The organism is Micromonospora sp. CA-240977, assembly GCF_050942285.1.
In the GTDB taxonomy this organism is placed as follows: domain Bacteria; phylum Actinomycetota; class Actinomycetes; order Mycobacteriales; family Micromonosporaceae; genus Micromonospora.
The window spans coordinates 4,933,448-4,958,586 of record NZ_CP192055.1 but is presented as its reverse complement, the minus strand read 5'-3'; the positions used below and the strand labels follow the sequence as shown (position 1 = coordinate 4,958,586).

Sequence of the window (25,139 nt, the reverse complement as noted above, 5' to 3'; positions counted from 1 at the left end):
CGGAACCCCTTCACCATGGGAGCGATTCGCCGAGGTGGAAATAACCGCCGGTGGGCCCGTCGGCGCCGAGCAGGGCCATGTCGACGCTCGTCCTCGCGCCGACGTCGACCGCCAGGTCGCCCGCGCCGTCGTTCAGGTCCGTCTTGGTGTAGCCCGGATGCACCGAGTTGACCTTGATCGGCGTGTCGCGCAGCTCGTACGCCAGGTGCACCGTCCAGGAGTTCACCGCGCTCTTCGAGGCGCTGTAGGCGGGCAGCGACTTGAAGGCGTCGCTGTAGACGTATGAGGTCCTGTCGTTCTGTTTGGTCAGCGACCCCAACAGACTGGAGACGTTGACAATGCGGCCCGCCGCGGATCGGCGGATGAGAGGCAGGAAAGCGGCGGTGACCTCGACGACACCGAACAGGTTGGTGTCGAACGTCTGACGCCACTGCTCCATGGGCTGCTCGGAAGGGCGCTTGCCGTACTGCTCGACGCGGATGCCCGCGTTGTTGACAAGGATGTCCAGCCGGCCGTACCTCCGGCCGACGTCGTCGGCGGCCGCGGCGATGGTGTCCGGCGCGGTGACGTCCAGGACGAGCGGCGCGACGTCGAGGCCCATGCCGCGCAGGCTCGCCGTGGCTTCCGTCACCGCCTCCCGGCGGCGGCCGGCGACCAGGGTGTGGACGCCGTTCTCCGCGAGCTGCCGAGCGATCTCACGGCCAATGCCGCGGTTGGCGCCGGTGACGAGCGCCACCTTCGAGGGGATCGGGGACAAGGCTTACTCCTCACTACCAGATCAGGGACAGGAACTTGGCGATCGGTGGGCCGAAGTGGGCGACATCCACCAGGAAGGCGTCATGCCCCTCGTCCGACTCCAGCGCCTTGAACCGCACCTCGGTTCCGCCCTTGCGGAGACCGTCTGCGATCTGGCGTTGCTGATGCAGCGGGAACAGCGTGTCGGTCTCCACCCCGATCACCAGCGCCGCGTCCAGGCTCAGCCGCGCCAGCGCCGCGTCCGGAGTGCCAGCGCACGATTCGCCGAGATCGAACAGGTCGATGCACCTGCTGAGGTAGAGGTAGCTGTTGGGATCGAAGTGGTGTGCGAAGCGGTCCGCGTGTGCCTGGAGATAGCCCTCGACCCGGAACTCGGGGTCGAAGGGGTGGCTCTCCGTCCGGCGTTCCCCGGTGAGCCGGGCACGGCCGAAGCGCTGATCCCACTCCCGGGCCGAGCGGTAGGTCATCATGCCGAGCTTGCGCGCGAGGCGCATCCCGGACCGCGGGTAGTGCAGGACGTCATCGCGATAGCGCCCGTGCGACCACTGGGGGTCGGACCGAATCGCCTCGCGCTGCAGTGAGCGGACGGCGATGGCGTAGGGCAGTGCGTGCACCGCCCCGGAGATGTTGATGAGGTTGCGCGCCAGACCGGGATGGCGAATCAGGAGGGAGAGGGCGCTCATCCCGCCCATTGACGCCCCGACGACGCAGGCGAGAGTGTCGAACTCCAGGGCGCGGACCAGCGCCGCGGCCGCATCGGCGATGTCCTCGATGGACAACTGCGGGAACGTCATCCCGTAGGGCTCGCCGGTGGCGGGGTCGACCGAGGCCGGCCCGGTGGAACCCTTGCAGCTGCCCAGGGCGTTCACGCAGAGCACGTACCACCTGTCTGTGTCGATCGGCCGGCCCGGCCCCACCATGTGCTCCCACCAGCCGGGAGTGGGATCTTCGTCGTGCGCCGCGACGTGCGCGTCGGGGGACATACCGGTGAGGACCAGCACGACGTTGTCGCGCGCCTCGTTCAAGCGCCCCACGGCCTCGTACGCGACCCGCGCTCCGTCGAGCACTCCGCCGCGCTTCATGGTGAAGCCGTCGGGCAGTGTGATGAAGCGTGTGGCCGGCGGAATGAACTCCCTCATCCGCGGTGCCGATCAGGCGCTGCCGAGGCCGGCGTCCTGGGCGGCGAGCCACTCGTCATCGGACTCCTCGTTCATGCCGTCGAACAGGAAGGTGGACAGGTAGCGCTCACCGGTGTCGGGAAGCATCGCGAGCAGCACCGAACCCTCCGGCGCCGTCTCGGCGGTCCGCAGCGCCGTGGCCAGGGTCGCGCCGGCCGATATGCCGGCGAAGATGCCCTCCTCGGCGGCGAGGCGGCGTGCGGTGTCGCGCGCCACGACCTCCTCCATCGTCACGAGCTCGTCGATGACGGTCTGATCGAGGACGCTGGGCACGAAGTTGGGGGCCAGACCCTGGATCTGGTGCACGTTCCATTCCTTGCCGGCGAGGACGGCGGCGTTCTCGGGTTCCAGAACGACGACGCGTACGTCGGGGCGTGCCAGTTTCAGCATCTGGCCGACGCCGGTCAGCGTGCCGGTGGTGCCGAAGCCCGTGACGAAGTAGTCCAGACGCTTGCCCGCGAAGTCGCCGAGGATCTCGGCAGCGGTGGTCTCTCGGTGGTACGCCGGGTTGGCCGGGTTGTCGAACTGCCGGGCCCGGAACCAGCCATGCTTCTCGGCCAGTTCGTCGGCGATCTGGTTGCCGCCGCTGCTGCCGAGCGCGCCGGGGAAGAGGATCACCTTCCCGCCGTACGCGCGGATGAGCTTGCGCCGTTCCCTGGAGTAGGTGTCGCCCATTACCGCCACGAACCGGTAGCCGCGGGCGGCAGCCACCATCGCGAAGGCGATGCCGACGTTGCCCGAGGTGCACTCCACGATGGTGTCGCCGGGTTTGAGCAATCCCTTGGCCTCGGCGTTCAGGATCACGCCCAGGGCGAGGCGGTCCTTGACCGACCCACCGGGGTTGAACGACTCGACCTTCACGTAGACCTCGGTGTGCGCCGGGGCCATCCGGTGGAGCCGGACGATCGGGGTGCGGCCGATCGTGTCGAGGATGCTGTCATAGAGAGGCATTGCGCGAACCGTCCTTCGGCGTCAGGCCGCGGCGAACGCGGGGGAGACCATGTCAAGGATCACGGCGAGGGCCTGCTCGATCTGCTCCTCGTCCGCCGGGGCGTTGAACTCGGCAAGCTCGACGCCGATCAGGCGTTCCCTCGGGATGGCGTCGAAGATCGCCCGGATCTGCGCGGGTAGCAGGCCATCGGCCACCGTGTAGTCCGCGGGGACCGCACCCGGGTCCATGACATCCCAGTCGATGTGCACCCACACCCGTGCGTCACCGATGGCGGCCAGGACGTTCTCCGCCGTCGTCTGGCTCGGGGGGATGACGCGCACTCCAGCGGTGTCGATGAGCTTCCGCTCGCCCGGGTCGACGTCGCGGGTGCCGACCAGGACCGCCTGCTCGGGCTTCAGCCCGGCGCCGTGACCGCTGTCCCACAGGCCACATGCGCCAGACAACACCATGCCGCCGAGATAGCCGCTTCCCGTCGTGTCCGGGGTGTTGAAGTCGCCGTGCGCATCGATGTAGAGCACGACGGCGTCAGGAAACCGCCGGGCGACGACCGGCAGCGTGGCGAGACTGACCGAGCACGTGTTGTTCAGCAGAACCGGAAGGTTCCCGCCGTCAAGGCTCGTGGTGACCGCTCGCGCCATCGCGTCCAGCGTCTGGCGGGCCTGGGGCAGGCTCTGAGTCCAGTCGTCGTTCACCGCTGGGGCGGGCGTCCCGATGTACTGCGCGGAGAGGCCGTAGCGCTCCGCCAGGGCCTGCGCGGTACGAGCAGCGCCCTCGATCATTCGCGCCGCTCGGTCCGCCACCCGTCCCTGGGAGACGATGAGGTCGATCATCAAGAAGCATCCTTCCTGGTCGGATCATGGTCGTGACCGCCGGAGAGCGAGGCGGTGTCGTGCTGGCCCGACGCGAATGGGCACCGATCTGCCCGCTCGTCGGCAGCCTCGGCGAGGCTGTACTGAAGCCACTCGAGCGCACCGCTGCCGTAGGAACTCAGGTGTGGCGAGTGGGGAGTGCCGTCGTAGCGGTCGATGCGGTCGCGGATGTTGGCGCGTACCTTGCGGCCGCTGGGCGTGTCACCGGCAAAGATGTCGAACCGCGCCCGGGGATTGATGACGATGACGAAGTGGGCGCCGAGATTGCGGCTGCGCCGTTTCCGGTACGCCGGGCTGCTCATGTTGCAGAAGAGGGGCATGCCGTTGAAACACATCGACCACTCGGGTGAGTCGGGTTCCGTCGCCACCTCGTCAGGCCAGGGGGCGGGGTCGAGGTTGTGGAGGTCGTTGAGGATCCGCCAGCCGAAGGCGTGGTAGTCCTCGACGGTCCGCGCCTGCACCACATCCGCCGCGAACGCCACCACCAGGGGGCTCGCGGTGTCGAGGCGGCCGTCCCAGCGGTCGGCGCGATCGACATAGCGCGTGAGCCCTTCGGCAAGGCGCCGGATGCCCTTCTCGTCGGCGCTGTCGACGAAGATGAAATTGACGATCCCTTTTTTGAATGCGTTCCGCGAGAAAATGCAGGGAAATTCGGGATCATTGAGCCGGAAACTGAGATCGTCGAATGCGGAGCGCTGCCAGCCTTGAGTCAACTCGGCGGCGTGCTCCTGTGTCAACAGTATTTCTTCCCCGTTGGAGTTGTCCAATCTGGACGCTCCTTTCCCCGTAAATGGCCCCGGCGCACGCCATACCGGCGGACCCGATTCTGCGCATGCGGAATCGACACCTGCGGCGAGTGATCTAAGGCCGTCGCAAAGGCAATGAGAAGCAACAGGATCAAGCGGAAGCGACTGGTGGAGGTCTTCAGGCCGACGCCGTCGTCGGTTCGGTGCCAGGTCAGCTCGGGTTGTCGACCGAGTGTGCGGCACCGCATGCGACACAATCGTTGGGCCGCGTCCACCAGGGGCGATTAACCGACCCCCCGGTTGCGAGCGATTTCAGGACCGTTTCGTCGTTGCCTTCGACAGAAGAAATCTTGGCTCATCTGACCCGGGCCGTCAACCCGTCCGGGTGCCGTCGGGCGTGTTTATTTTGGTGGCCGGGACGCGATGTCCGATTCCTTCAGACATCGGTGCCGGTCAGCGTGGTGGAGCTTCGAGGCGGGCGTTCACCGCAGCCCATAAGGGTTATCTCGTGCAGGGCGGCAACCGGTGTGCCGGGGATGTAATCCTGATTAGTCGGGTACGGCAGTCGCGCTCGGGCAGGCGGGAGGCGACGGCCGTCAATTGACGATGTCCTGGCCGGCAGTCGGCGAGCAGGTCGCCGTCGATCCCCACCCGACGGCACGGTGGTCGGTGTGTCGCCAGCACCGTCGGGTGGGGATCGACGGGAGGTACCCACCGTGCGGCGCACCGGAGGGTGGGGCGATGCTCGGCACCGAGGGCACGCCCGCCATCGAGACGGGAACCGGTTGTCTTGTCACCGCGGTGCGGCCGACCCGCGCTGCGGCGCGTGGTCGTCGACTCCCAGCCGGGCGCCGCAAGCCCACCCTCGTGGTCCGCGCGGCCGGCGAACTCGCCGCCACCGGCGACTCCGCTGATGATCGTCGCGCGGACCTACGAGCAGGTCGACTACCTCATCGACCACCTGGTCCGGGACGTGTCAGGTCCGGTCCCCGGTCCAGGCCGCTTCGAGGATCGCGGTCAGGCTGGCGGTGTCGGTCGGGCCTGGATGGTTCTGGATCAGGCGGGTGACGCCACTTGCCATCTCCGCGAAGCGCGGGAGGTCGGCGCGTGCCACGCCGATGTCCGCCAGGGTGGGTGGGATGCCGATGTCGGCAAGGAGCCCGTCGAGCCAGGTGAGGAACGTATCAGTGGCCTCGCCATCCGAGGCGTCGGTCACGTCGAGCCCGCACACCCCGGCGAGGATGGCCAGCCGGTCGCTGATGGCATCCTTGGCCGCGTGCAGCGCGTAGGGAAGGAGCAGACCGACGCCCAGACCGTGCGGTGTGTGCGTGGCTGCGCCGATGGGGTACTGGAGAGCGTGCGGGGCCGCGTTGCCCGCGTGGGAAAACGCGAGCCCGGCGAGCATGGACCCGTAGGACATGTCCGCGCGCGCGTCCGTGTCGCCTCCGTCCCGGACCGCGCGACGCAAGCTACGGGCGATCCGCTCCGCGGCCAGGAGCGCGTAGTGGTCGGTGATCGGGTTGCGGCCGAGGAAGACCTGCTCCACCGGGTCGCGTGGTCCGTGGGGCCGGGGTCGCGCCGTGTAGCTCTCCACGGCGTGGCAGAACGCGTCGATGCCGGAGTGGGCGGTGACGGTCGCCGGGCAGGTGTAGGTGAGTTCGGGGTCGACGATGGCGAAGTCGGGCACGATGTGGACGCTGGAGACCCCCACCTTCAGCTCGCGGTCCGGGTCGGTCAACACCGAGACGGGTGTGAGCTCGGAGCCGGTTCCCGACGTCGTCGGGACCGCGACGAGAGGAAACGTCGGCCCCGGCACCTTCGACTCGCCGTAGTAGTCGCGCGGCGTTCCACCGTGGCGTCGGATGACGCCGACGATTTTGGCGAGGTCGATCACCGTGCCACCCCCGATGGCGAGGATCACGTTGGCGTCCACCTCGGCGGCGGCCGAGACGGCCACTGCGACATCGGCGAGTGGCACGTCCGGGGTCGCGTCGGAGAAGACCTTGACGACCTCGACCTTCTCCCGCACGGCGGCGACGATCTCGGCCACGCCTGGCTGTCCGAGAAGGACCCGGTCGGTCACGATGAGGACCCGCGAGCCACTCTCGGCGACCACTCGTGGGATGTTCTGCGCGACCCCTTCGCCCACTATCAGCTGGCGTGGTCCGCGGACGGTCTCAAGCATGTCGGTGCCTCTCCGGATCGTCGGCGGCGATGTGCTGGGCGGACGTCCCGGTCACCGGCGAGACCGGGAGGGCGTCGGCGACGTTGTCCGCCCGGGTGGCGCAGGCGCGCGCCCGGACTGGATCGTGCCCGGTCGCCCTCGGCCCCATTTCGATGAGGACGCCGCCCGGTGTGGACGGGTGGTGGGTCGGGTCGGGGGTTCCGCGGACATCGTTGCCATGGGCGGTACGAGGCCGGGTCGCGACCAGCGCCCCGGTCATGAGCCCGAGGGCGTGGCCGTCGGGACCGCCGGAGGGGCTGATCGCCCCCACCACCGCGGCAGGCCGGTCACGGTAGGTCGATCGCGGCGTAGGTGAGGTCGAGGTACTCGAGGATGCCCTCGTGCGACCCCTCCTTGCCGATCCCGGACTGCTTCACGCCTCCGAACGGGGCTGACGGGTCCGAGATCAGACCACGGTTGATGCCGACCATCCCCGTTTCCAGTCCCTCGGTGAACCGGAGCGCCCGCTGGAGGTCCCTGGTGAAGATGTATCCGACAAGGCCGTGCTCGGTGTCGTTGGCCTTCGCCAGCACCTCGGCGTCGGACGTGAACGAGATGATCGGCGCCACCGGGCCGAAGATCTCCGTCGCCAGCATCCGCGCATCGTCGGGCACGTCGGCGAGGACCGTCGGCGGGTAGAAGTGGCCGGGCCCGTCCGGACGCTCGCCGCCCACCACGACCCGGGCGCCGCGATCGACAGCGTCGGTGACGAGCTCGTCGATCTTGTCCACCGAGGCCTCGTCGATCAACGCCCCGACGTCCACGCCGTCGTCGAGACCATGGCCCACCGACAGCGCGCCCATCCGCTCGGCGAAGCGCGCCGTGAACTCCTCACGTACCGGCTCCTCGACGTAGATCCGGTTGGCCGCGATGCAGGACTCCCCGATGTTGCGCATCTTGGCCACCATGGCACCGTCGACAGCGACGTCCAGGTCAGCGTCGGCACACACGATCAGGGCCGCGTTGCCGCCCAGTTCCATTGAGGTACGCAGCACGTTGTCCGCGGCCTGTCGCAGCAGCACGCGCCCGACCTCGGTCGACCCGGTGAACGAGAGCTTGCGGGTCCGACTGTCGGCAAGCAGTGCGGAGACCACCTTGCCGGAACGCTTGGTGGTCAGCACGTTGACGACGCCCGGGGGAACGCCGACCTCCTCCATGATGCGGGCCAGCAACAGCATGGTGAGTGGCGTCTGGGCTGCTGGCTTGGTGATCGTCGTGCAGCCCGCGGCCAGCGCGGGAGCGATCTTGCGGGCACCCATTGCCAACGGAAAGTTCCACGGCGTCACGAAGACGCACGGTCCGACCGGCTTCGGTACGGTGAGGATGCGATATCCACCGGCGGGAGCGATGCTGTAGCGCCCCTCGACGCGCACCGCCTCCTCGGCGAACCAACGGAAGAACTCGGCGCCGTAGGCCACCTCTCCCCGGGCCTCGGCGAGCGGCTTGCCCATTTCGAGCGTTATCAGCCGGGCGACCTCCTCGGATCGCTCGGTCAGTGCCCGGTACGTCGCTGTCAACAACTCTGACCGCTTCCGCGGCGGGGTCGCCGCCCACCCCGCCATCGCCGTGCTCGCCGCGTCCAGGGCGGCGAGCCCGTCAACGACGTCGGCGTCCGCCACCTCGGCGATGGTCTTGCCGGTGGCCGGGTCCTCGACGGCAAAGGTCGCTCCGCTCGCGGCGTCGCGCCAGGCGTCGCCGATCCGGAGCCGCCGGTGCTCGGGGGCCAGGACGTTCATCGGGTCACTCACTGCGTCACCTCCTGTGATCTTCTTGGTGCTGTCCGGCGTGCCTCAGTGATCGCCGTGCGCGTGGTCGGACGGGTCACCCGCCCTCGTCGGGGGCGAGGTTGCCGAGCGGGTCGAGGGTGGCGGTGGCCCTGTCCGCAGGGCGACGCCCGCCACCGATCGCCTTCTCGGGCCACGACCGTCTCAGCGTCGTCGGACCGTGCGCACTGCTGACGGTCCGCCGGGGCTCGACCGCCACGTGCGGGCGCATGGTGTCGTCGCCGCCCGGCGCTGTTACCGCCCAGCCTCGGACAGCGACAGCCCGGTGCCCGCGTCGAACAGGTGCGCACGGTCCAGGTCGACGGTGACCTGCAGCCGCTCGCCCGGCGTACCGGTGACGGTGGGTCGTGCCTTGACCTTGAGGATCTCCGTCCCCACCCGGACGTCGACAACAGTGCGGTCACCGAGCGGCTCGAGCCCGTAGAGTTCCCCCGACAACGACGCGTTCCCGCGCTGCTCGACGGACAGGTCCTCGGAGCGCAGGCCCAGCAGCAGCGGACGACCGTCCTCGGCAGTGGTCCAGTGGGGCCGCGGCAGCGTCCAGCCTTCCGCACCGACCAGACGATCGCCCTCGGCGTGGCAGGCGAGCAGGCTGATCGGCGGGCTCCCGACGAATCCGGCGACCCACTGGTTGGCGGGACGCTCGTACACCTCGGTCGGCGTTCCGACCTGTTGCACCTTCCCCTCCTTGAGGACCGCGACCTGGTCGGCCATGGACAGGGCCTCGACCTGGTCGTTCGTCACGTAGACGAAGGTCGCGCCGAGGCTCCGGTGGATGCGGGTGAGCTCGGTGCGCATCTCGACGCGGAGCTTGAGGTCGAGGTTCGTCAGCGGCTCGTCCATGAGGAACGCGCGCGGGCGACGGACCAGCGCCCGGGCCAGGGCGACACGCTGCATCTCACCGCCCGACAACTGTGCGGGACGACGCTGCAGCAGACGTTCGATGTGCAGCAGGTTCGACATCTGTTCGACGGCAGCGGCGATCTCGCTCGACGAGCAGCGGCGTGCCCGCAGCGGTGAGGCGATGTTCTCGTACACCGTGTGTCGCGGGTAGAGGGCGTAGCTCTGGAAGACCATTGCCAGGTCGCGTTCGGCCGGGGCGTCACCTGTCGCGTCTCTGCCGTCCAGGTGCACCGAGCCGGCGTCGAGCTTCTCCAGGCCGGCGATCGCTCGCAGGGTCGTCGTCTTGCCTGCCCCGGAGGGCCCGAGCACGACGAAGAACGAGCCGTCCGGCACGTCCAGCGTCACCCCGTCCAGCGCCTGGACCTTGCCGAAGGACTTGCGTAGCCCGTCTGCTGCAACGGTTCCCATCAGGCCACCAGTTCTTCCGTGCGCACGTCGTAGACCGCCGGGGTTCCGCCGGTGTGCCGCAGGCCGACCTTTGCTTCAGCGGCGAATCGAACAGTCGGTGGCATCCGGACCCGGACGTCCCGTTGGCCGCCGTGGTCGACCACGTAGATGATTTCGTCGCCCAACCACTCCACCGAGACCACCCGGGCCGCGATGGTGCCGTCCGCCTCGGGTGCGGTGACTTCCATCGCCTCCGGCCGGACGCCGGCGACCAGGGCACGGTCGCGTGGCAGGCCGGGCGGCGGCGGAAGAACCAGTCCGCCCTGACCGCGCAGCTCCCCGTCGGCCACCTCCACCTCGATCAGGTTCATCGGTGGAGAGCCGATGAACGCGGCGCAGAAGAGACTCGCCGGGCGGTCGTAGACCTCCAGCGGTGTGCCGATCTGCTCCACCCGGCCCTTGTTGAGGATGGCGATCCGGTGACCGAGCGACATCGCCTCGACCTGGTCGTGGGTGACGTAGACCATCGTCGCGCCGAGTTCCCCTTGCAGGTGCTTGATCTCCGTGCGCATGTCCGCCCGCAGCTCCGCGTCCAGGTTGGTGAGCGGTTCGTCCATGAGGAAGGCGCGCGGTCGGCGCACCAGGGCGCGTGCGAGCGCGACACGCTGCTGCTCCCCGCCGGACAGTTGGCGCGGTCGCCGGTCCAGGAGTGGGCCGAGCCGCATCAGCCGGGCGGCCTCGTCGACCCGCGCGTGCACCTCAGGTTTGGGCAGCCCCTCGGCGCGCAGTGGGAACGCCAGGTTGTCGCGGATTCTCAGATGCGGGTAGAGGGCGTAGAACTGGAACACCATGGCGATGTCGCGCTCGGCGGGCGGCAGGTCGTTGACAAGCGTGTCGCCGATGCGGATGTCGCCAGTCGTCTGCCTCTCCAGGCCGGCGATGGCGCGCAGGGTGGTCGTCTTGCCGCAGCCCGAGGGGCCGAGCATCACGAACAGTTCACCGTCGCCGATGGACAGGTCGACGTGCTCGACCGCGACGGTCCCGTCCGGGTAGCGCTTGTGCAGCGCTGTCACCTCGATGCCCGCCATCAGCGTCGCACCGCCCCGAGCGTCACACCGGCGATGAGGTGCCTGCGCACCAGGTACGCGAAGATGAGCACCGGTAGGGCGAATACCACTGAGGAGGCGGCCACGAGGCCCCAGTCCGTGGTGGTGCCGCCGATCAGGCCGGCGATGGCCGGTGGGGCCGTCCGCACGCTGTCGCTGGAGGTGAGGAAGGTGGCGAACACGAACTCGTTCCAGGAGAAAATGAGGGCGAAGACCGCCGTCGCGGCGATGCCGGGCAGGAGCAGGGGGAGGGTGTACTTCCGGAACGCCTGCAGACGGGTGTAGCCGTCGAGCATGGCGGCATCCTCGTACTCGGCGGGCACCTCGTCGACGAATCCCTTCATCATCCAGATCGTGAACGGGACGTTGAAGGCGGCGTAGATGAAGATCAGGCCGAGCTTGTTGTCGATGAGTCCGAACTCGCGGTACATGAGGAAGATCGGGATCACGACCACCACGGGCGGCATGAAGCGGGTGGACAGGATGAAGAACAGCTGGTCCTTCTTGGCTCTCACCGCGAAGCGTGAGTAGGCCCAGGCCGCCGGGACCCCCAGCACGGTGGCCAGCAGCGTGGAGACTCCGGCGACCACCACCGAGTTGAAGAACGAGACGGACAGGGCAGTGCGACCGCCGTCGGGGGCGACGAACACGTCCTTGAAGTGATCCATGGTGACGTCGAAGTTGAAGAACTTCGCCGGGATGGCGTAGACGTCCCGGTTCTCCTTGATCGACGTCTCGAGCATCCACAGCACTGGAAAGAGCATCACCACGGCCAGCACGGTCAGCAGCGCGACCTCCAGCAGGGAGCGGCCCCGGCCGCCAAGGCGGCGCGCGGGGGGAGTGTGATCCCGGCCCGGACCTGTGGACACGGCCTCGTCGACGGAGACGGCCATCAGTCCTCCTTGAGCTTGTTCAGGTAGCGCAGGTAGAGCTGCGTGAGGACGATGACGACGAGGACCATGAGGATCCCGTACGCCGAGGCGGTTCCCGTGTTGAAGCCCAGGAACGCGACCTTGTAGATGTGGAACGACAACGTCTCGGTGGAGACGCCGGGGCCTCCGTTGGTGAGGATGTAGACGAGGTCGAACAGCCGGAAGGCCTCGATGGCCCGGAACATCACGGCAATGAGAAGCAGTGGCCACACAAGCGGAAGAGTGATGGTGCGGAACCGGAACCACTCGGAGGCCCGGTCGATCGAGGCGGCCTCGTACAGGTACTTGGGCACCGCGCTGAGGCCCGCGAGCGCGATGAGCATGATGAACGGCGTCCACTGCCAGGTGTCGACAACGATCAGGGAGATCAGTGCCGTCCGCTGCCGGGTGAGCCATTCCACCTGACCCAGACCGACCGAGCCGAGCATGCTGTTGACCACGCCGAACTGCGCGTCGAGCATGAACCGCCAGAACAGCCCGACCACGACCGGCGACAGCATCATCGGCACCAGGAACAGCGTGGTCAGCACTCCTCGCCCGTGCGTGCGCCGTGAGATCAGGTAGGCGATGCCGAAACCGAGCACGGTCTGCAGGCCGACCGCGCCGACCACGTAGATCAACGTCGTCAGCGCCCTGGTGTGGACCTGCGCCGAGGTCAGGATGGCCGTGTAGTTGCCGAACCCGATGAAGTTGGCCGGGCCGCCGCGGGTGGCCGAGTAGTCGGTGAAGGACAGGTACAACGACCACAGCAACGGGAACACCGACATGGCGAGCAACAGCAGCATCGCGGGGGAGATGAACGTGACGGCGAGCCAGCGGTCGCTCAGCCGCCGGGACCGCCCCGGTGCAGGTGGCGTCGCGGACGCCACCTGCCCGGGGTTGTCGGTTTTCACAGGGGTGGGGCCACTCACAGTCCGCCGCCGCCCTTGCGGTTGCTGGAGTCGAGCACGCTCTGCTGCTCCTTGGCGATGTCGTCGAGCGCGTCCTTCGGCTTCTTCGCGCCGTTGAGAGCCGCGTTGACGTTCGTGTTCTCGATGTCGACGAGACGCGCGTACTCGGGCACGTTCCACATGTCCCGCATTCGCGGCACCGAGTCGGCGTACACCTTGTTGAACGGCCCGGCGTTGAGGAACTCGGGTGACTGGATGGCGTCCGTACGCGATGGCACGCCACCGGCCGCGGCCCACTTCTTCTGAACGTCAGCCTGCTCGAACCACTTCATGAAGTTCAGGGCCTCGGCCTGGTTCGCCTTGGCGGAGTAGGCCGACACGTGCATCCCCATACCGCCGAGCGGGACCAGGTTCGTCTTCTGGGTCGGCAGGGTGGCGAAGGCCAGCTTGTCGAGAATCTGCTCCCGCGTGGTGCCGAGCGTCGACTGCTTCGGGTCGAGCAGGCCGCCGCTCGCGGCGATCCAGTTGAACGCGATGCATGCCTTGCCCTGGGCGACCGCGGCGTTGACCTCGTCGATGAACCAGTTGCCGGAGCCCTTGGCGGTCAGTGGCTTCATCTTGTTGACCAGGACGTCCATCGCCTCCTGGCCGGCGGCGTCGTTGAGGACGCCGTCGATCTTGCGCGCCTTCGCGTCCCAGAGGTTGCCGCCGTAGACGCCGTTCACCGTGTTGTAGGTGACGGCCGCGGCGTCCGAGCCGTTCGCCTGGTGGAAGGCCAGCCCGCTGACGCCTGGGTTGTCCGCCTGGCACTTCTCGGCGGCTGCGATCATCTGGTCCCAGGTCTGCGGTGGCTTGTCGCCGATCAGGTCCTTGCGGTAGATCATCGTCCAGGTGTCGCCGAGCAGCGGCAGTCCGTAGAGGCTGGCGTTCTCGTCGCGCTTGCCGGTCTCCGCCTGGGGGAACTGACCGTAGGCCGCCAGGAGGTACGGGTTGTAGGCCGTGACGTCGATGTTCGCCTTGACGTAGTCGGTGAGGTCGAGGATGTTGCCGTTCGTCACCGCCTCGCCGATGTGTTGCGAGTCCAGGATCGCGATGTCGAAGTCGGTCTTGTGCGCGGCGAACTGGGTGAACATCGCGTCGTGCCAGTTCGCGTTCGGCACGGTGTTGACCTTGATGGTCGCGTTCGGCCGTACTTTCTTGTACTCGGTGTTCGCGAAGGTCTCCAGCGCCTTGGCGGGCGGCCAGTCGAACCAGATGAAGCTGAGGGTCAGCGGGTCCGTGGTGAGCTCCGGGATGGTCGCCGGTGCCTTCGGGGCGCTCGCCTTCTCACTGTCGTCCTTGCCATCGCCGCAAGCCGTTACGGTCGTGGCCACCAGCAGCATGGCCGCCGTCGCCAGCCGTACCTTTCGCCCCGGAACGGACATTCGTCCTATTCGCTTTGGTTGCCGCATCTTAGTGCCTGCTTTCTGGGTGGGGACTTCTAGAGCCTCGCTATGTGCTTCGCCGAGCAGTTGCTGGGTTGTTCAGGCGTGCCGCCGGGCTGTCGTGGGGGCCGACCCGCGGTGGTGGAGAATGAAGATCATCCGCCACTTTTCCTATACGATCGAGTTGGGGGCGTCAGCATGCCGCAGCGTCGTGACTGGTGTCAACAGGTTCGCGAAGACGCAGGAGAGGACCTCAGGTCACGATGGACGACGAAGCGATGATCGCGCGGGGCCGCAGGGCCATGACGGGCGGAATGCCGCCGGGAAGATCTCGCGGCCGGCTTGCCGACGAGGTGTACGACACGCTGCTCGAACAGCTGATGTCGCTACGGATCGAGCCTGGCTCCCGCGTCACTATCGACGTCCTGGCACGAGAGCTGGGGGTCTCGCAGACGCCGATCCGGGACGCGCTGAACCGCATGGAGGCCGAGGGCCTGGTCGTGCGCGTTCCCCATGCCGGCTACCGCATTCCCCCCCAGATCACCAGGCACCGATTCGAGGACATGCTCGAGGTCCGCCTGCTCCTCGAGCCGGCGGCGGCGCGCCGATCCGCCGAACGCGCATCGTCGGAGCAGGTGGCCGGTCTGCGACGGATGCTGGAGGAGATGGCGGAGCTGGAGGGGGGCAACGGGCTGACGGCCTACGGCGCCTTCGGCCTACGCGACGCCGCCTTTCACGATCTCGTCGCGCTGAGCGCGGAGAACCAGGTCATCCGTGAGGCGCTCGCTCGCCTGCACAGCCACGTGCACCTCTTCCGGCTGCACCACGACACCCAGGTCACCCACTTGGCCATGGCCGAGCACGAGGAGGTGGTGGCCGCGATCGCCGCGCGTGACCCCGACGCCGCCGCCTACGCGATGCGTCGGCACATCCTGCGATCCGGTGAACGTTTTCGACGATTGTTCGATGAGGTCGAGGACGCGGACGGAATGGCGCTGGAGGCTTGACGGGCGGGTTGGGCCGAGCAATGCTAACTCGACCGGATCGGATCGGATCCGATTGGATCCCACCTCACCCGCCACCAGATGCGAGGAGAAGCAGGTGCCCAGAGCGCTGCTCCTGACCGGCGACGCCGCCGAGGAACTCGACACCATGTATCCCTACTACCGCGTGCAGGAGGGCGGCTGGGACGTCGACGTCTCGTCACGGACGATGCGTGACGTACAACTGGTCATCCACGAGTTCGACCCCAACTCCGACGCCTACGTGGAGAAGGACGGCCGGAAGCTGCCTGTCGACGTGCCCTGGGCCGACGTCGACGTCGAGCGCTACGACGCCCTCATCATCCCCGGGGGACGTGCCCCCGAGTGGATCCGGGTCGACGCCGACGTCAGGCGCATCACCGAGCACTTCTTCGCGCGCAACCTCCCCATCGCGCTGGTGTGCCACGGCGCGCAGGTACCCGCGGTGTACGGGCTCCTGAAGGGTCGAAAGACCGCGTGCTTCCCTCCCATCACCGGTGACATGGAGAACGCGGGCGCCACGGTCATCGACGCTCCCGACGTGGTGGACGGCAACCTCGTCTCCTGCCGGGGATGGCCCGACATGCCGCAGTTCGGCCGCGCGATGATGGACGTCTTTTCGAAGTCGGTCAACCCCGCTTCGGCATGACCACACCTGGCCTGCCCCGGTGACCGCACTTCGGACCGTCACAGTCGACGGCTCTCCCGTCCACGTCCTGGAGAGCGGCACCGGGCCCGCGGTGCTGATGCTGCACGGCTCCGGACCCGGTACGACCGGGTCCGGCGCCTGGGCAACGACGGCGCAGGCGCTGGGCACGTCCTTGCACCTGGTGGCTCCTGACCAGGCGGGGTTCGGCGGCACACCGGTCCCGGCGGGCTCCAGGGGTGGGCTCCGGCTGTGGACGGAGCAGGCCGCGGGCCTGATGGCTGCTCTCGGTATCGAGCGCTACGCAGTGGTGGGTCACTCCATGGGCGGTGCCGTGGCGCTGGCGTTGGCGGCCGCGCGCCCCCAGCAGGTCACCCGTGTCGTGGCGGTCTCGACGATGGGCGCCCCCGGGGCGCCGCTCTCGGCTGACCTCGACGCGCTCTGGGCCGCCCCCGCCGGCCCGCTCGGGGCACGGGACATGCTGAGTCGCCTCATCCTCGACCAGGCGCTCGTTACCGATGCGGCAGTCGACGCCCGTGCGACCGCGATGCGAGCGGGGGCGGCCGCGTTCGCGTCGTTGTTCCCTCCACCCAGGGCCCGATGGGTCGAGGACCTCACCCTCGCGCCGCAGACGCTGGCAGCGATCCGCGTGCCCGTGCTGCTCGTGCACGGCGCCGAGGACCGGGTCACCCCGCTCGCGACGGCGGCCCAGCCCCTGCTCGAACACCTGGCCGATGTCCGTCTGCACGTGTTCGGCCGGTGCGGGCACGTGCCGGCGGTCGAGCACCCGCACGAGTTCCGGCAACTGCTGTCGTGCTTCCTCGGCCGGGACCGAGGCGACACCGTCTGACCCTGGCCGCCTTCCGTCTCTGATCACGGTCCGATGCGTTGGCCCGGCGGACATCGTCAGATTGGTCTGCGCCACACAGAGATGTGCTTCGCGGAGTCCTGGGTGAACGCAGAGCCGTCCCAGTCCGCAACTCGGCGTTCCAGCTCGAGCCCCGCGATCCGTGCCATCAGGTCGAGTTCTGCCGGCCAGGCGTACCGGTGCCGGGAATTGTCGCGGCGGTAGTGGCCATCGTCGCCGTCGCGGGTGAAGTGGTGCGAAACGAGGATCTGCTCGACCAGGTCGAAGGTGTCGAAGCCGAGATGCTGCTGAGAGACGTCGAACGGCACCGCGACCTGGCCGGGCGGCAGCAGCCGCAGCGGCGGCACACCCAGCTCGATGACGAACCTGCCGCCGGGCTCCAGATGGCGTGCGGCATTGCGGAAGCACTCGACCTGCTCGTCCTGCGTGAGCAGGTTCGTGATGGTGTTGTAGACGAGGTAGACCAGGGTGAACCCGCCGGGAACGACGGTGGTGGCCATGTCCCCGATGACCACCGGGAGGGCCCTCTCGTCGATCTTGCGCCGCAGCACCGCCGCCATGTGCTCGGACAGCTCGATGCCCACCACCGGCACGCCGCGTTCCCGCAGCGGTACTCCGACCCGTCCGGTTCCGATGGCGAACTCCAGCGCCCGGCCGCCTCCGGCCAGCTCGGCGAGGAAGTCGAGGGTCGGTCCGAGGACGGCAGTCGACGAGGCTTCGGTTTCCTCGGCGTCGTAGCGGTCGGCGGTCGTACGGGTCCACAGTTCACTGCTCGTCACGGACCATGACTGTGCCGGGTGCCGAGGGCGCTGTCGACGCAATTAGGGTTCTCCGCAGGCGGTGATCATGCTGGTCGTGGCCGTGCCCAGCTACCCACCGCCGACGTCGTCGAGTACGTGATCGGCCGCGCATTCCTATACCGCGCCTAGGCGATCCGCGCCCACCTGGCGCCCGCGATCTTCGTCACCCGGCTTCCTTCCCGAGGTCACGACGGTTAGGAAAGTTTATTGACGTCGATCTGTTGACACGCCGTAAGATTCCGTCTACTTTGATCATGGATGTCGGCAACGGTCAATGCCTGCGCCGCTCCTATGCCTCGGATGATCCTCACCCATCCAGGCGCCGCATCTCGGATGATTGTGGCTGTTGCACCACGGCGTCGTTCCAGCGGATCTTTTCGCGTGGAACATGGCCGACCGTCGTCTGTCAACCGGGCGATGATGATCCACGGGGGAAGGGTACGGCTATGGATGTGTCTGCGGATTTATTCCGATATCGGGTAGTTGCGAGTGCGGCCACTGGCTGACTTGGCCCCGGTGACTCTCCGTCGAGGGTGACAGCTCATCCCGTCTTCGGTTCTTCTCGGCCCGACCTGCATGGCTGGCTCAGCTCGTCCAGGCCTTGTGGTGCGGCAGCCGCCGTCGGCGTTTCAGCGCGCCCTTTGTCAGCTCACCCTGCTTGCGATTCACGGGAGGCCTGTGTGGCAATGTCAGAGTTCACTCCTTCCTCGAAAGCCTGGATCGATCCTTCTGGTTCATTCGGTGTATTCGCGGAACGACGTGACGGCCTGATCAACATCGACAAGTACGAACCGCGGCAATTGGGCGTCGACGAGCCGTACCTGGTTCCGTCGCTGCCTGTCGAAGTGCACTGTCACGGGCTGGGGACCGTCGACTTCTCCAATTTTGCCGATATCGATCTGTTTGCGGTCGACCGGCACGCCGCCTCCGAGGGCCTCCTCTGTATCCCGACGCTGTACCTGCGTCAGGAGCGGCTCGACGGATTCGTCGCGTTCATGCACGAGTTCGCAGCCCTCAAGGCGGACGGCAAGCTCCCGTTCGTGCCCGCCATCGCGCTGGAAGGCCCGCTCGTCGCCAGCTTCGGCGGCACGCCGGCCTCGTCGGTCTGGGCCCCCTCCAAGGAGGAATGGGAGAAGCTCGCCGGTTGTGGCCCGCTCGGTCTGGTCTACATCATGCTGTCGCCCGACGCCCTGCAATCCAGCTCGTACCTGGCGGCCCAGTTCACCCCGGACCACCCGTCTCTCGAGTGGATCGTGACGCGGCTCGTCGAGAGCGGCGTACGTCCCGCGCTCGGCCACTTCGCCAAGGAGAATCCGCAGCTGGGCGCCGACTGCATCGAGGAGGTCCTGGCCGCGGCCGAGGCCGCCGACTGCCCGCACCCGGGCGTCCGGGTCGTCACCGACCACCTCTTCAACGAGATGCCGCTGCTGATAAAGCACGCCTTCCGGACCTCCAAGGCGCGGGCGAACCGGGATCGGCTGCTGGCCGAGTACGATCTTCCGTCCTGGAATTTGGCCGATCTGCACGAACAGGTCGGGCCCGTGCCGGCGGCGATCATGCGGGGCGCGCATCAGGGGCGCATCGCCGCATGCCTGAACTTCGACGGCGAGCACGTCGACTTCGCGATCGCCAAGCGCGCCATCGAGATTGTCGGCCCGTCGAACATGATGCTCATGACCGACCGCAGTGACGTCGCGCGTCTCGCGGGTCAAGACCTGCACCAGGAGCCCGGCAGCGACCTGTGGTACCAGGAACAGGGCGTCGTCGCGGCGGGCACGCAGCCGATCGACCAGCAGATCGAGAACGTGCGTGCGCTCGGCGTGCCCGAGGCTGACATCTGGCACCTCGTCTCGTTCACCGCCTATCGCACCTTCTTCCCCGAGCTGGACCTGAGCGCCGGGCCGTTCGCCAAGGGCTGTTTCGTGGACGCGAAGCGGCAGCGGTTCGCGCTCATCTAGCGCCGCACGACGTCGTTGATCGGGGGGCAGTGATGAGCGAGGTGGCAATGGATATCGGTGGGAACGCCGCAGCACGCAGGCACGACATTCCGGCAGACCTGTTGGCTGCCCTGACGCGCTCGCCTGTCAAGGCCCGGATGTTCGCGGCCGACAACTATTTCCGAGAGGCGACGTGGACCTTCGGGGATCACGTTCAGGACGTCCTCGGTATCGCCTCGTGTGTGCTCAAGCCGGACGCCGCGGTGGGCCGGCGGTACGGCATCGCGCTACAGGCCCTCCGGGAACACGGCTTCACCCCGGTGGACGTCCTGCGGGTACGACACAACCGGCTGACGATCCGCGAGACCTGGCGTTTCCAGCTGAACTTCGCGGATCGACACCGGATCGCCACGATGGACCTCTACCTGCGGTCCCTCGACTCCGTGCTACTGATCCTTCGCGACGATCGGCACCGGCCCGGCGGGGTGCCCGGATCGGTCCGGCTGGCCTCCCTCAAAGGGCCCGCCACCGCCCGCCTCCGCCGACCCGAGCACCTGCGTGAACGTCTCGGCGCCATCAACGGTCTGTTCAACTTCCTCCACACCACCGACGAACCGCTGGATGTGCTTCGCGACCTGAGCGTGCTGTTGCCGCCGGCGGACCGGGAACGCGTGCTTCGCCGGATCTGCTCGCCGCGCGACGTCGGCCAGGAGTGCGCGGAGACCTTTGCCGCGATCGAGGCCGTCACCGAACCGCACGACCTGGACGTCGGCAACAGCTGGAAGCGACTGTCCGAGTCCGACGCTCCGGTCGGTGACCTGTCCCGCAGGCAGCGGGCCGGCGAGCGGATCAGCGCTGTGGAGCTGCTCGCCGCGGCGCACCATCCGGACGCGCAGCCGTCGGAGTTCTGGGATCTGCTCACGGTGCTGACCGACACCGTGCGGTTCAACGTCCCGGACATCGAACGGCTCTATCCGAACGTCCTGCTCGAAGCGTGGCAGGAGGCGGTGTGAGCATCCTGATCTGCGTCTGCAAGCGCGTCACCGAGGACGAGATAATCGGTTGGATTCAGCGCGGCGTCCGCACTGTCGACGGCCTCGGCGCGTACTGCGACGCCGGCACCGGTTGCAGCGACTGCCACGACTCCCTCGAAGAGCTGATCGAGGATTTCCGGACCGACGAGGTGGTTTCGCGACCGACACCGGAGGCACCGGTTGGCTCCCACTGACGCCGTGTTGCGGCAGTTTTGGCGAGAGGCTGTCCAGCAGACAGACGGATTTCCCCTGGATGTCTCGTGCGTCGCGGTAGCGAGCCCGTTGGCGAACCACGCCGTGTACGACATCTCGTTCGCGGGCGCCCACGGCCACCGCATCAGCGGCTGGTTCGTCGTGCCCGCAGGTCAGGCCGAGCCCCTGCCGTGCGTTGTGCAGTTCCTCGGCTACGGCGAGGGGCGGGGCCATCCGGTGGACCGCCTGTTCTGGCCGGCGTTGGGCTACGCCACCCTGGTGGTGGACACCCGGGGCCAGAGCGGATCGTCCGGGCGGGCGGGCGCCACCCCCGATCCGGTCGGGCTCGTCCATCCGCAGATGCCGGGGTTCACCACGCGTGGCATCCTCGATCCGGCGACCTACTACTACCGCGACGCCTATCTGGATGCCTACCGGGCGGTGGCGGTGGCCGCCGGGCTGCCGGCTGTCGACCCGACGCGCATCAGTACGGCCGGATGCAGCCAAGGCGGACAGTTGGCCCTGGCCGCGGCGGTGCTGAGCGCCGGCGTCGCCGCGGCGCTTATCGAATCGCCCTTCCTCTCCGGCGTCGGGGATCTGCTTCGGCTTCCCGACCGTCAGCCGTACCGGGAACTGCTGCGGTTCGCCGGGAGCTATCCGGAGCTGCTGCCCACTGCCGCACACACGCTCGGATTCTTCGATGTCACCACGTTGGCGGCGTACGGCAGGTGCGCGGCGCTCTTCTCCGTCGCCGGCCGAGACGAACGCTGCGCGCCGGAGACCGGGCGGGCGGCTCACGCTGCCTACACCGGGGACAAACGTCTGCACGTCTGGCCGCTCGCCGAGCACGCCGCCCCGAACACCCCGCTGCGGCTGGCGGAGGCTGACTTTCTGACGGAGGTCCTCTCCGAGCGGCGCGACAACCCCGGCCCGCGGATCCTCTCGCCGGAAGGAGACCAACGATGACAGCGCTTCAGGAGAGGTCACCGGTGGACCAGCTCACGGAGATTCCGCCCGCTGTCCGCCAGGCGGTGACCTGGTCCAGCGTGAAGGCCGATCTCTACGCGGTCGACCACTACTTCCGCGAGGCCTACTGGGCCTTCGGGGACATCATCGGCGAGATGCAGAGCATCGCGTTGTGCATGCTCAAGGCGGAGGCGACCGCCGGTCGCCGGCTGGTCCCCGCGCTCCGTGCCCTCGAACAGGCGGGATTCCGGGCGGTCGACGCCGTCCGCTTCCGGCACGACCGGCTGACCATCCGGGAGGTGTGGCGCTACCAGTTCAACATCGCCACCCGGCATCGGATAGAGGCGATGGACGTCATCCTGCCCAGCACCGACACGGTTGCCCTCGTGCTGCGCGACGAGCGCTGGACGTCCGCAGCGGTGCCGGCGGCGGTTCGGCTCAACGCCCTCAAGGGGCCGGCCGATCCCGCGCTCCGGCAGCCCACCCATCTGCGTCACCAGCTCGGCGTCGTACAGGGTCTGTTCAACTTCACCCACATCTCCGACGAACTCGCCGATGTGATGCGTGAGCTGGCCGTGATCAGTGACGAGGCGCGTCGCCTGAAGACCCGGGAACGCATCCTGGCGAACCACGACGCGCGTGCGGAGGTGCTGGAGATCTTCGCTGACCTCGAGGCGCGGCACCCCGCGCACGACTTCGACATCGAGCACAGCTGGGCCAGGCTGGCGGCGCGGGAGGGGCCGGCGGCCGAGGCTGCCCAGCGCCGGGCGCGAGGCGACACGCCGTCGCTGGACGAGATGCTGGCGCTCACCCGGGCGATGCCCGTCGAGGCGCCCGGAAGGTGGGACCTGCTCACGATTGTCACGCACCTGCTCGGCGACATGAACGTTCCCGGTGTGACGCCCACGGTCCCGAACGTCACCGAGGAGTGGCGTCCCGACGCAGCACGTCCAGTCGGATCATGAGCGCGATCCTCGCCACCCTCAACCTCGGCGTCGAGCGACGCGGCGCCTGGACCAGCATCGGCCGGAGCGGCATCGACAAGCGGCCCGTGCCTCATCGGGTCATGGCCCGTACCCATGGCCTGGAGGGTGACCTGGTCGCCAACCTCGCCGTGCACGGCGGTCCGAACAAGGCCGTCTACGCGTTCGCCCGGGAGGACGCCGCCTTCTGGGAGCAGGAGTTGCAACGCCCCGTCGGGCCGGGCAACTTCGGAGAGAACTTCAGCACCGAGGGCCTGGACATCACCAACGCCGAGGTGGGTGAGCAGTGGGCCATCGGCGAAGCGTTGTTCGAGGTCATCCGCGCCCGCAAACCGTGTCGGGTGTTCGCCGGCTTCTGGGAGGTTCCGGACCTGGTGCAGCGTTTCATCGCGCACGGCGCGCCGGGGGCCTACCTGCGTGTTCTCCGGGAGGGGACCGTCGGTGCCGGGGATCCGATCGACATCGTCAAGAAGCCGGGACACGGCGTGACGATCAACATCATGTTGCGGGCGCTGACCTCGGAGCGGCACCTGCTTCCACTGTTCCTCAACGCTCCGGAAATGCTTCCCAAACACCACGAGAAGGCGCGCCACTGGCTCGCCGCCCAGAAGAAGGAGATCGGCTCGTGACACAGACGACGACAAGCGCCCCACTGATCGACCCCGCCCGTCTGGCCGCACTGGACTGGACGGACATGCCGAAACTGCTCGGTCCGCTGGAGGAGCTGCTTGACGATCTGGTCAGCTCCCCGACCTGGCTCAACGACGCCTTCGATCACGTGCTGCGCACTCCGGCACTACTCAATCAGTGTGAGCGGCTACAGGAACTCGACCGGGTGGTGCTGGTCAGTGACAAGAACAGCGACGTTCGGGTACGCCTGCACCTCTTCACCGGCAGCGACTTCGACCGGCCGCACAACCACCGGTGGAGCTTCGGCAGCCGCCTGCTGCACGGTAGCTACCAGCACTACCTGTTCGGCGACTACGAGGAGCTCGACACCGAGACGCGGATCGGCACGCCGGCCCTCGTACGCGAGGAGAAGGCCGGCTCCGGATACCTCATCCGCCACACGATGGTGCACACCGTCGCCTCGCCGCCGGGAACGACGTCGCTCATCGTCCGCGGCCCTGCCGAGAAGGACCGCTTCGTGGTGATGAACCGAAACACCGGCGAGGCCTGGTGGCAGTACGGGCAGAAGGCCGAGAAGCCGGAGGACCAGGCGAAGCGGCGTCTCGGCGCGGAGCGGGTCGAGGAGATCCGACAACTCCTGATCAGCCAGGGCGCGATCAAGTGACCCAGCCCTCGCTCGAGGAGCCGGTGGATCTCCTGATCTTCGACTGCGACGGCGTCCTGGTCGACAGCGAACCCATCGCGGTACGCACACACGTCGGGATCGGCGCCGAGCTGGGCTGGGCGCTCACCGCCGACGAGGTCGTGCAGCGCTTCATTGGCCGGTCGACCACCTCCATCAACGCCCAGATCGCCGAGCGGTTGGGTGAGGCGGTCGCGCTCGACTGGGACGAGCGTTTCCGGGTGGGCCACGCCGAGGCCGTCGACACCGATCTGTCTATCGTGGACGGTATCGACGACGCGCTCGACGCCCTGGAGGCGATGGGCATCGGCGCGGACCGCCGATGCATCGCGTCCAGCGGCAGCCACGAGAAGATGCGTCACACCCTCGGCCGCACCGGGCTCTATCCGAGGTTCCAAGGCAGGATCTTCAGCGCGCACGAGGTCCAGCACGGCAAACCCGCGCCGGACCTCTTCCTGCACGCCGCGCGCAGCCTCGGCGTGGAACCGCGACGATGCGTCGTCATCGAGGACAGTCGCTACGGGGTGCAGGCCGCCGCCGCAGCCGGGATGCGTTGTTTCGGCTACGCGGGCGGCCTGACCCCGGCGGACTGGCTCGAGCAGCCCGGCACGACGGTCTTCACCGACATGCGTGAGCTGCCCCGCCTGGTCGCGATGTCCCAAGGGCGGGAGAGCGTGCATGGCTCTCGAAATTGAGCGCAAGTTCCTCGTCGACGACTTCGTCGCGCCGGTCGACGCTGCTCGGCTCGAACTCGAACAGGGTTACCTCGCCGCGGGCGACAACGGCATCGAGGTACGGCTGCGTCGCAGCGGGTCGGAACTCCTGCTCGGGGTGAAGCGGAAGGTCGGCGAGATGTCCCGGGTGGAGGTCGAGCTTCCGATCAGCGAGGAGGAGTTCGCCGACCTGTGGCCGGCGACCGCGGCTATGCGGCTCCGCAAGACCCGCCACGTCGTCACCCGAGACGGCCTGGTGTTCTACGTCGACGAGTACCGCGATGAGCTGGCGGGGCTCGTGACGGCGGAGATCGAGTTCGGCTCCGAGTCGGAGGCGGAGGAGTTCCGACCGACGTCCTGGCTCGGGCCGGAGATCACCGGCGCCGAGGCGTACAAGAACCGCACGCTCGCGCACGCCGGTCTGCCGAAGAGCGCGGCGGACCCGCCGACATGACAACCGACGGGGGGTAACCGCGGCTGCGCGTTGTCCGGCGTGATTCATGACATCGACTTGG

Annotated in this window: 26 protein-coding genes; 12 read left to right on the top strand and 14 right to left on the bottom strand. The window is 68.1% G+C overall.

Annotation, left to right across the window (positions count from 1 at the left end; all coding sequences use genetic code 11):
• Positions 1-10: 10 nt before the first annotated feature.
• From ACQPWW_RS22305 to ACQPWW_RS22245, 13 genes are all read right to left on the bottom strand, one after another.
• Positions 11-757 (bottom strand): SDR family oxidoreductase, encoded by a 747-nt coding sequence (locus tag ACQPWW_RS22305; protein WP_433125260.1) that lies wholly within the window; start codon positions 755-757, stop codon positions 11-13.
• 13 nt (positions 758-770) lie between these two features.
• Positions 771-1,895 (bottom strand): homoserine O-acetyltransferase MetX, encoded by a 1,125-nt coding sequence (gene metX / locus ACQPWW_RS22300; protein ID WP_433125258.1) that lies wholly within the window; start codon positions 1,893-1,895, stop codon positions 771-773.
• A gap of 12 nt (positions 1,896-1,907) precedes the next feature.
• Positions 1,908-2,885: a cysteine synthase A gene (gene cysK / locus ACQPWW_RS22295; RefSeq protein WP_433125257.1), complete on the bottom strand. Its 978-nt coding sequence runs from the start codon at positions 2,883-2,885 to the stop codon at positions 1,908-1,910.
• Positions 2,886-2,906: 21 nt separating this feature from the next.
• Complete coding sequence (locus tag ACQPWW_RS22290; protein ID WP_433125256.1) at positions 2,907-3,716, bottom strand: arginase family protein; 810 nt, start codon at positions 3,714-3,716, stop codon at positions 2,907-2,909.
• A complete protein-coding gene (locus ACQPWW_RS22285) occupies positions 3,716-4,522 on the bottom strand; it encodes a YqcI/YcgG family protein (protein WP_433125254.1) in 807 nt (268 codons plus the stop codon). The genes ACQPWW_RS22290 and ACQPWW_RS22285 overlap by 1 nt, the downstream gene beginning before the upstream one ends.
• Before the next feature lie 955 nt (positions 4,523-5,477).
• Positions 5,478-6,686 carry an iron-containing alcohol dehydrogenase gene (locus tag ACQPWW_RS22280; RefSeq protein WP_433125253.1) on the bottom strand — a complete coding sequence of 403 codons (1,209 nt, stop codon included), beginning with the start codon at positions 6,684-6,686 and terminating at the stop codon, positions 5,478-5,480.
• A 326-nt stretch (positions 6,687-7,012) separates the two neighbouring features.
• On the bottom strand, positions 7,013-8,473 hold the full coding sequence (locus ACQPWW_RS22275; protein ID WP_433125251.1) for an NAD-dependent succinate-semialdehyde dehydrogenase: 1,461 nt from the start codon (positions 8,471-8,473) through the stop codon (positions 7,013-7,015).
• Between the two features lie 73 nt (positions 8,474-8,546).
• Positions 8,547-8,708, bottom strand: a complete 162-nt coding sequence (locus tag ACQPWW_RS22270) for a hypothetical protein (RefSeq protein WP_433125249.1) — start codon at positions 8,706-8,708, stop codon at positions 8,547-8,549.
• Positions 8,709-8,743: 35 nt separating this feature from the next.
• Positions 8,744-9,820: an ABC transporter ATP-binding protein gene (locus ACQPWW_RS22265; RefSeq protein ID WP_433125248.1), complete on the bottom strand. Its 1,077-nt coding sequence runs from the start codon at positions 9,818-9,820 to the stop codon at positions 8,744-8,746.
• The gene (locus ACQPWW_RS22260; protein WP_433125246.1) at positions 9,820-10,887 is read right to left on the bottom strand and encodes an ABC transporter ATP-binding protein; all 1,068 of its coding nucleotides are present in this window, start codon (positions 10,885-10,887) and stop codon (positions 9,820-9,822) included. Before ACQPWW_RS22260 ends, ACQPWW_RS22265 begins: the two co-directional genes overlap by 1 nt.
• A complete protein-coding gene (locus ACQPWW_RS22255; RefSeq protein ID WP_433125244.1) occupies positions 10,887-11,798 on the bottom strand; it encodes a carbohydrate ABC transporter permease in 912 nt (303 codons plus the stop codon). Before ACQPWW_RS22255 ends, ACQPWW_RS22260 begins: the two co-directional genes overlap by 1 nt.
• Positions 11,798-12,730 carry a carbohydrate ABC transporter permease gene (locus tag ACQPWW_RS22250; protein WP_357402277.1) on the bottom strand — a complete coding sequence of 311 codons (933 nt, stop codon included), beginning with the start codon at positions 12,728-12,730 and terminating at the stop codon, positions 11,798-11,800. Before ACQPWW_RS22250 ends, ACQPWW_RS22255 begins: the two co-directional genes overlap by 1 nt.
• Positions 12,731-12,744: 14 nt before the next feature.
• A complete protein-coding gene (locus ACQPWW_RS22245) occupies positions 12,745-14,151 on the bottom strand; it encodes a sugar ABC transporter substrate-binding protein (protein ID WP_433125243.1) in 1,407 nt (468 codons plus the stop codon).
• Between the two features lie 263 nt (positions 14,152-14,414).
• Between ACQPWW_RS22245 and ACQPWW_RS22240 the strand changes: the two genes are divergently transcribed.
• From ACQPWW_RS22240 to ACQPWW_RS22230, 3 genes are all read left to right on the top strand, one after another.
• A complete protein-coding gene (locus tag ACQPWW_RS22240; protein ID WP_433125242.1) occupies positions 14,415-15,158 on the top strand; it encodes a GntR family transcriptional regulator in 744 nt (247 codons plus the stop codon).
• A 94-nt stretch (positions 15,159-15,252) separates the two neighbouring features.
• Complete coding sequence (locus tag ACQPWW_RS22235; protein ID WP_433125240.1) at positions 15,253-15,822, top strand: DJ-1/PfpI family protein; 570 nt, start codon at positions 15,253-15,255, stop codon at positions 15,820-15,822.
• A gap of 19 nt (positions 15,823-15,841) precedes the next feature.
• Positions 15,842-16,669 (top strand): alpha/beta fold hydrolase, encoded by an 828-nt coding sequence (locus ACQPWW_RS22230; protein ID WP_433125238.1) that lies wholly within the window; start codon positions 15,842-15,844, stop codon positions 16,667-16,669.
• A 56-nt stretch (positions 16,670-16,725) separates the two neighbouring features.
• On the opposite strand, the gene ACQPWW_RS22225 is transcribed toward ACQPWW_RS22230, so the two are convergent.
• A complete protein-coding gene (locus ACQPWW_RS22225) occupies positions 16,726-17,466 on the bottom strand; it encodes a class I SAM-dependent DNA methyltransferase (protein WP_433125236.1) in 741 nt (246 codons plus the stop codon).
• 707 nt (positions 17,467-18,173) lie between these two features.
• Here ACQPWW_RS22225 and ACQPWW_RS22220 point away from each other — a divergent pair.
• Genes ACQPWW_RS22220 through ACQPWW_RS22180 form a run of 9 tightly spaced genes read left to right on the top strand, consistent with a single transcriptional unit; the run spans position 18,174 to position 25,078 of the window.
• The gene (locus ACQPWW_RS22220) at positions 18,174-19,445 is read left to right on the top strand and encodes a hypothetical protein (protein WP_433134484.1); all 1,272 of its coding nucleotides are present in this window, start codon (positions 18,174-18,176) and stop codon (positions 19,443-19,445) included.
• 32 nt (positions 19,446-19,477) lie between these two features.
• The gene (locus ACQPWW_RS22215) at positions 19,478-20,437 is read left to right on the top strand and encodes a hypothetical protein (protein WP_433125235.1); all 960 of its coding nucleotides are present in this window, start codon (positions 19,478-19,480) and stop codon (positions 20,435-20,437) included.
• Complete coding sequence (locus tag ACQPWW_RS22210) at positions 20,434-20,652, top strand: (2Fe-2S)-binding protein (RefSeq protein ID WP_433125234.1); 219 nt, start codon at positions 20,434-20,436, stop codon at positions 20,650-20,652. Before ACQPWW_RS22215 ends, ACQPWW_RS22210 begins: the two co-directional genes overlap by 4 nt.
• Positions 20,653-20,656: 4 nt before the next feature.
• Positions 20,657-21,616: an acetylxylan esterase gene (locus ACQPWW_RS22205; protein WP_433125232.1), complete on the top strand. Its 960-nt coding sequence runs from the start codon at positions 20,657-20,659 to the stop codon at positions 21,614-21,616.
• Positions 21,613-22,581 (top strand): hypothetical protein, encoded by a 969-nt coding sequence (locus tag ACQPWW_RS22200; RefSeq protein WP_433125231.1) that lies wholly within the window; start codon positions 21,613-21,615, stop codon positions 22,579-22,581. The genes ACQPWW_RS22205 and ACQPWW_RS22200 overlap by 4 nt, the downstream gene beginning before the upstream one ends.
• A complete protein-coding gene (locus ACQPWW_RS22195) occupies positions 22,578-23,228 on the top strand; it encodes an MOSC domain-containing protein (protein WP_433125230.1) in 651 nt (216 codons plus the stop codon). The genes ACQPWW_RS22200 and ACQPWW_RS22195 overlap by 4 nt, the downstream gene beginning before the upstream one ends.
• Entirely contained in the window at positions 23,225-23,893 is a 669-nt protein-coding gene (locus ACQPWW_RS22190) for a hypothetical protein (protein ID WP_433125229.1), read from the top strand. Before ACQPWW_RS22195 ends, ACQPWW_RS22190 begins: the two co-directional genes overlap by 4 nt.
• Positions 23,890-24,606 (top strand): HAD family hydrolase, encoded by a 717-nt coding sequence (locus ACQPWW_RS22185; RefSeq protein ID WP_433125227.1) that lies wholly within the window; start codon positions 23,890-23,892, stop codon positions 24,604-24,606. Before ACQPWW_RS22190 ends, ACQPWW_RS22185 begins: the two co-directional genes overlap by 4 nt.
• Positions 24,590-25,078, top strand: a complete 489-nt coding sequence (locus tag ACQPWW_RS22180) for a CYTH domain-containing protein (RefSeq protein ID WP_433125225.1) — start codon at positions 24,590-24,592, stop codon at positions 25,076-25,078. Before ACQPWW_RS22185 ends, ACQPWW_RS22180 begins: the two co-directional genes overlap by 17 nt.
• Positions 25,079-25,139: the final 61 nt, after the last annotated feature.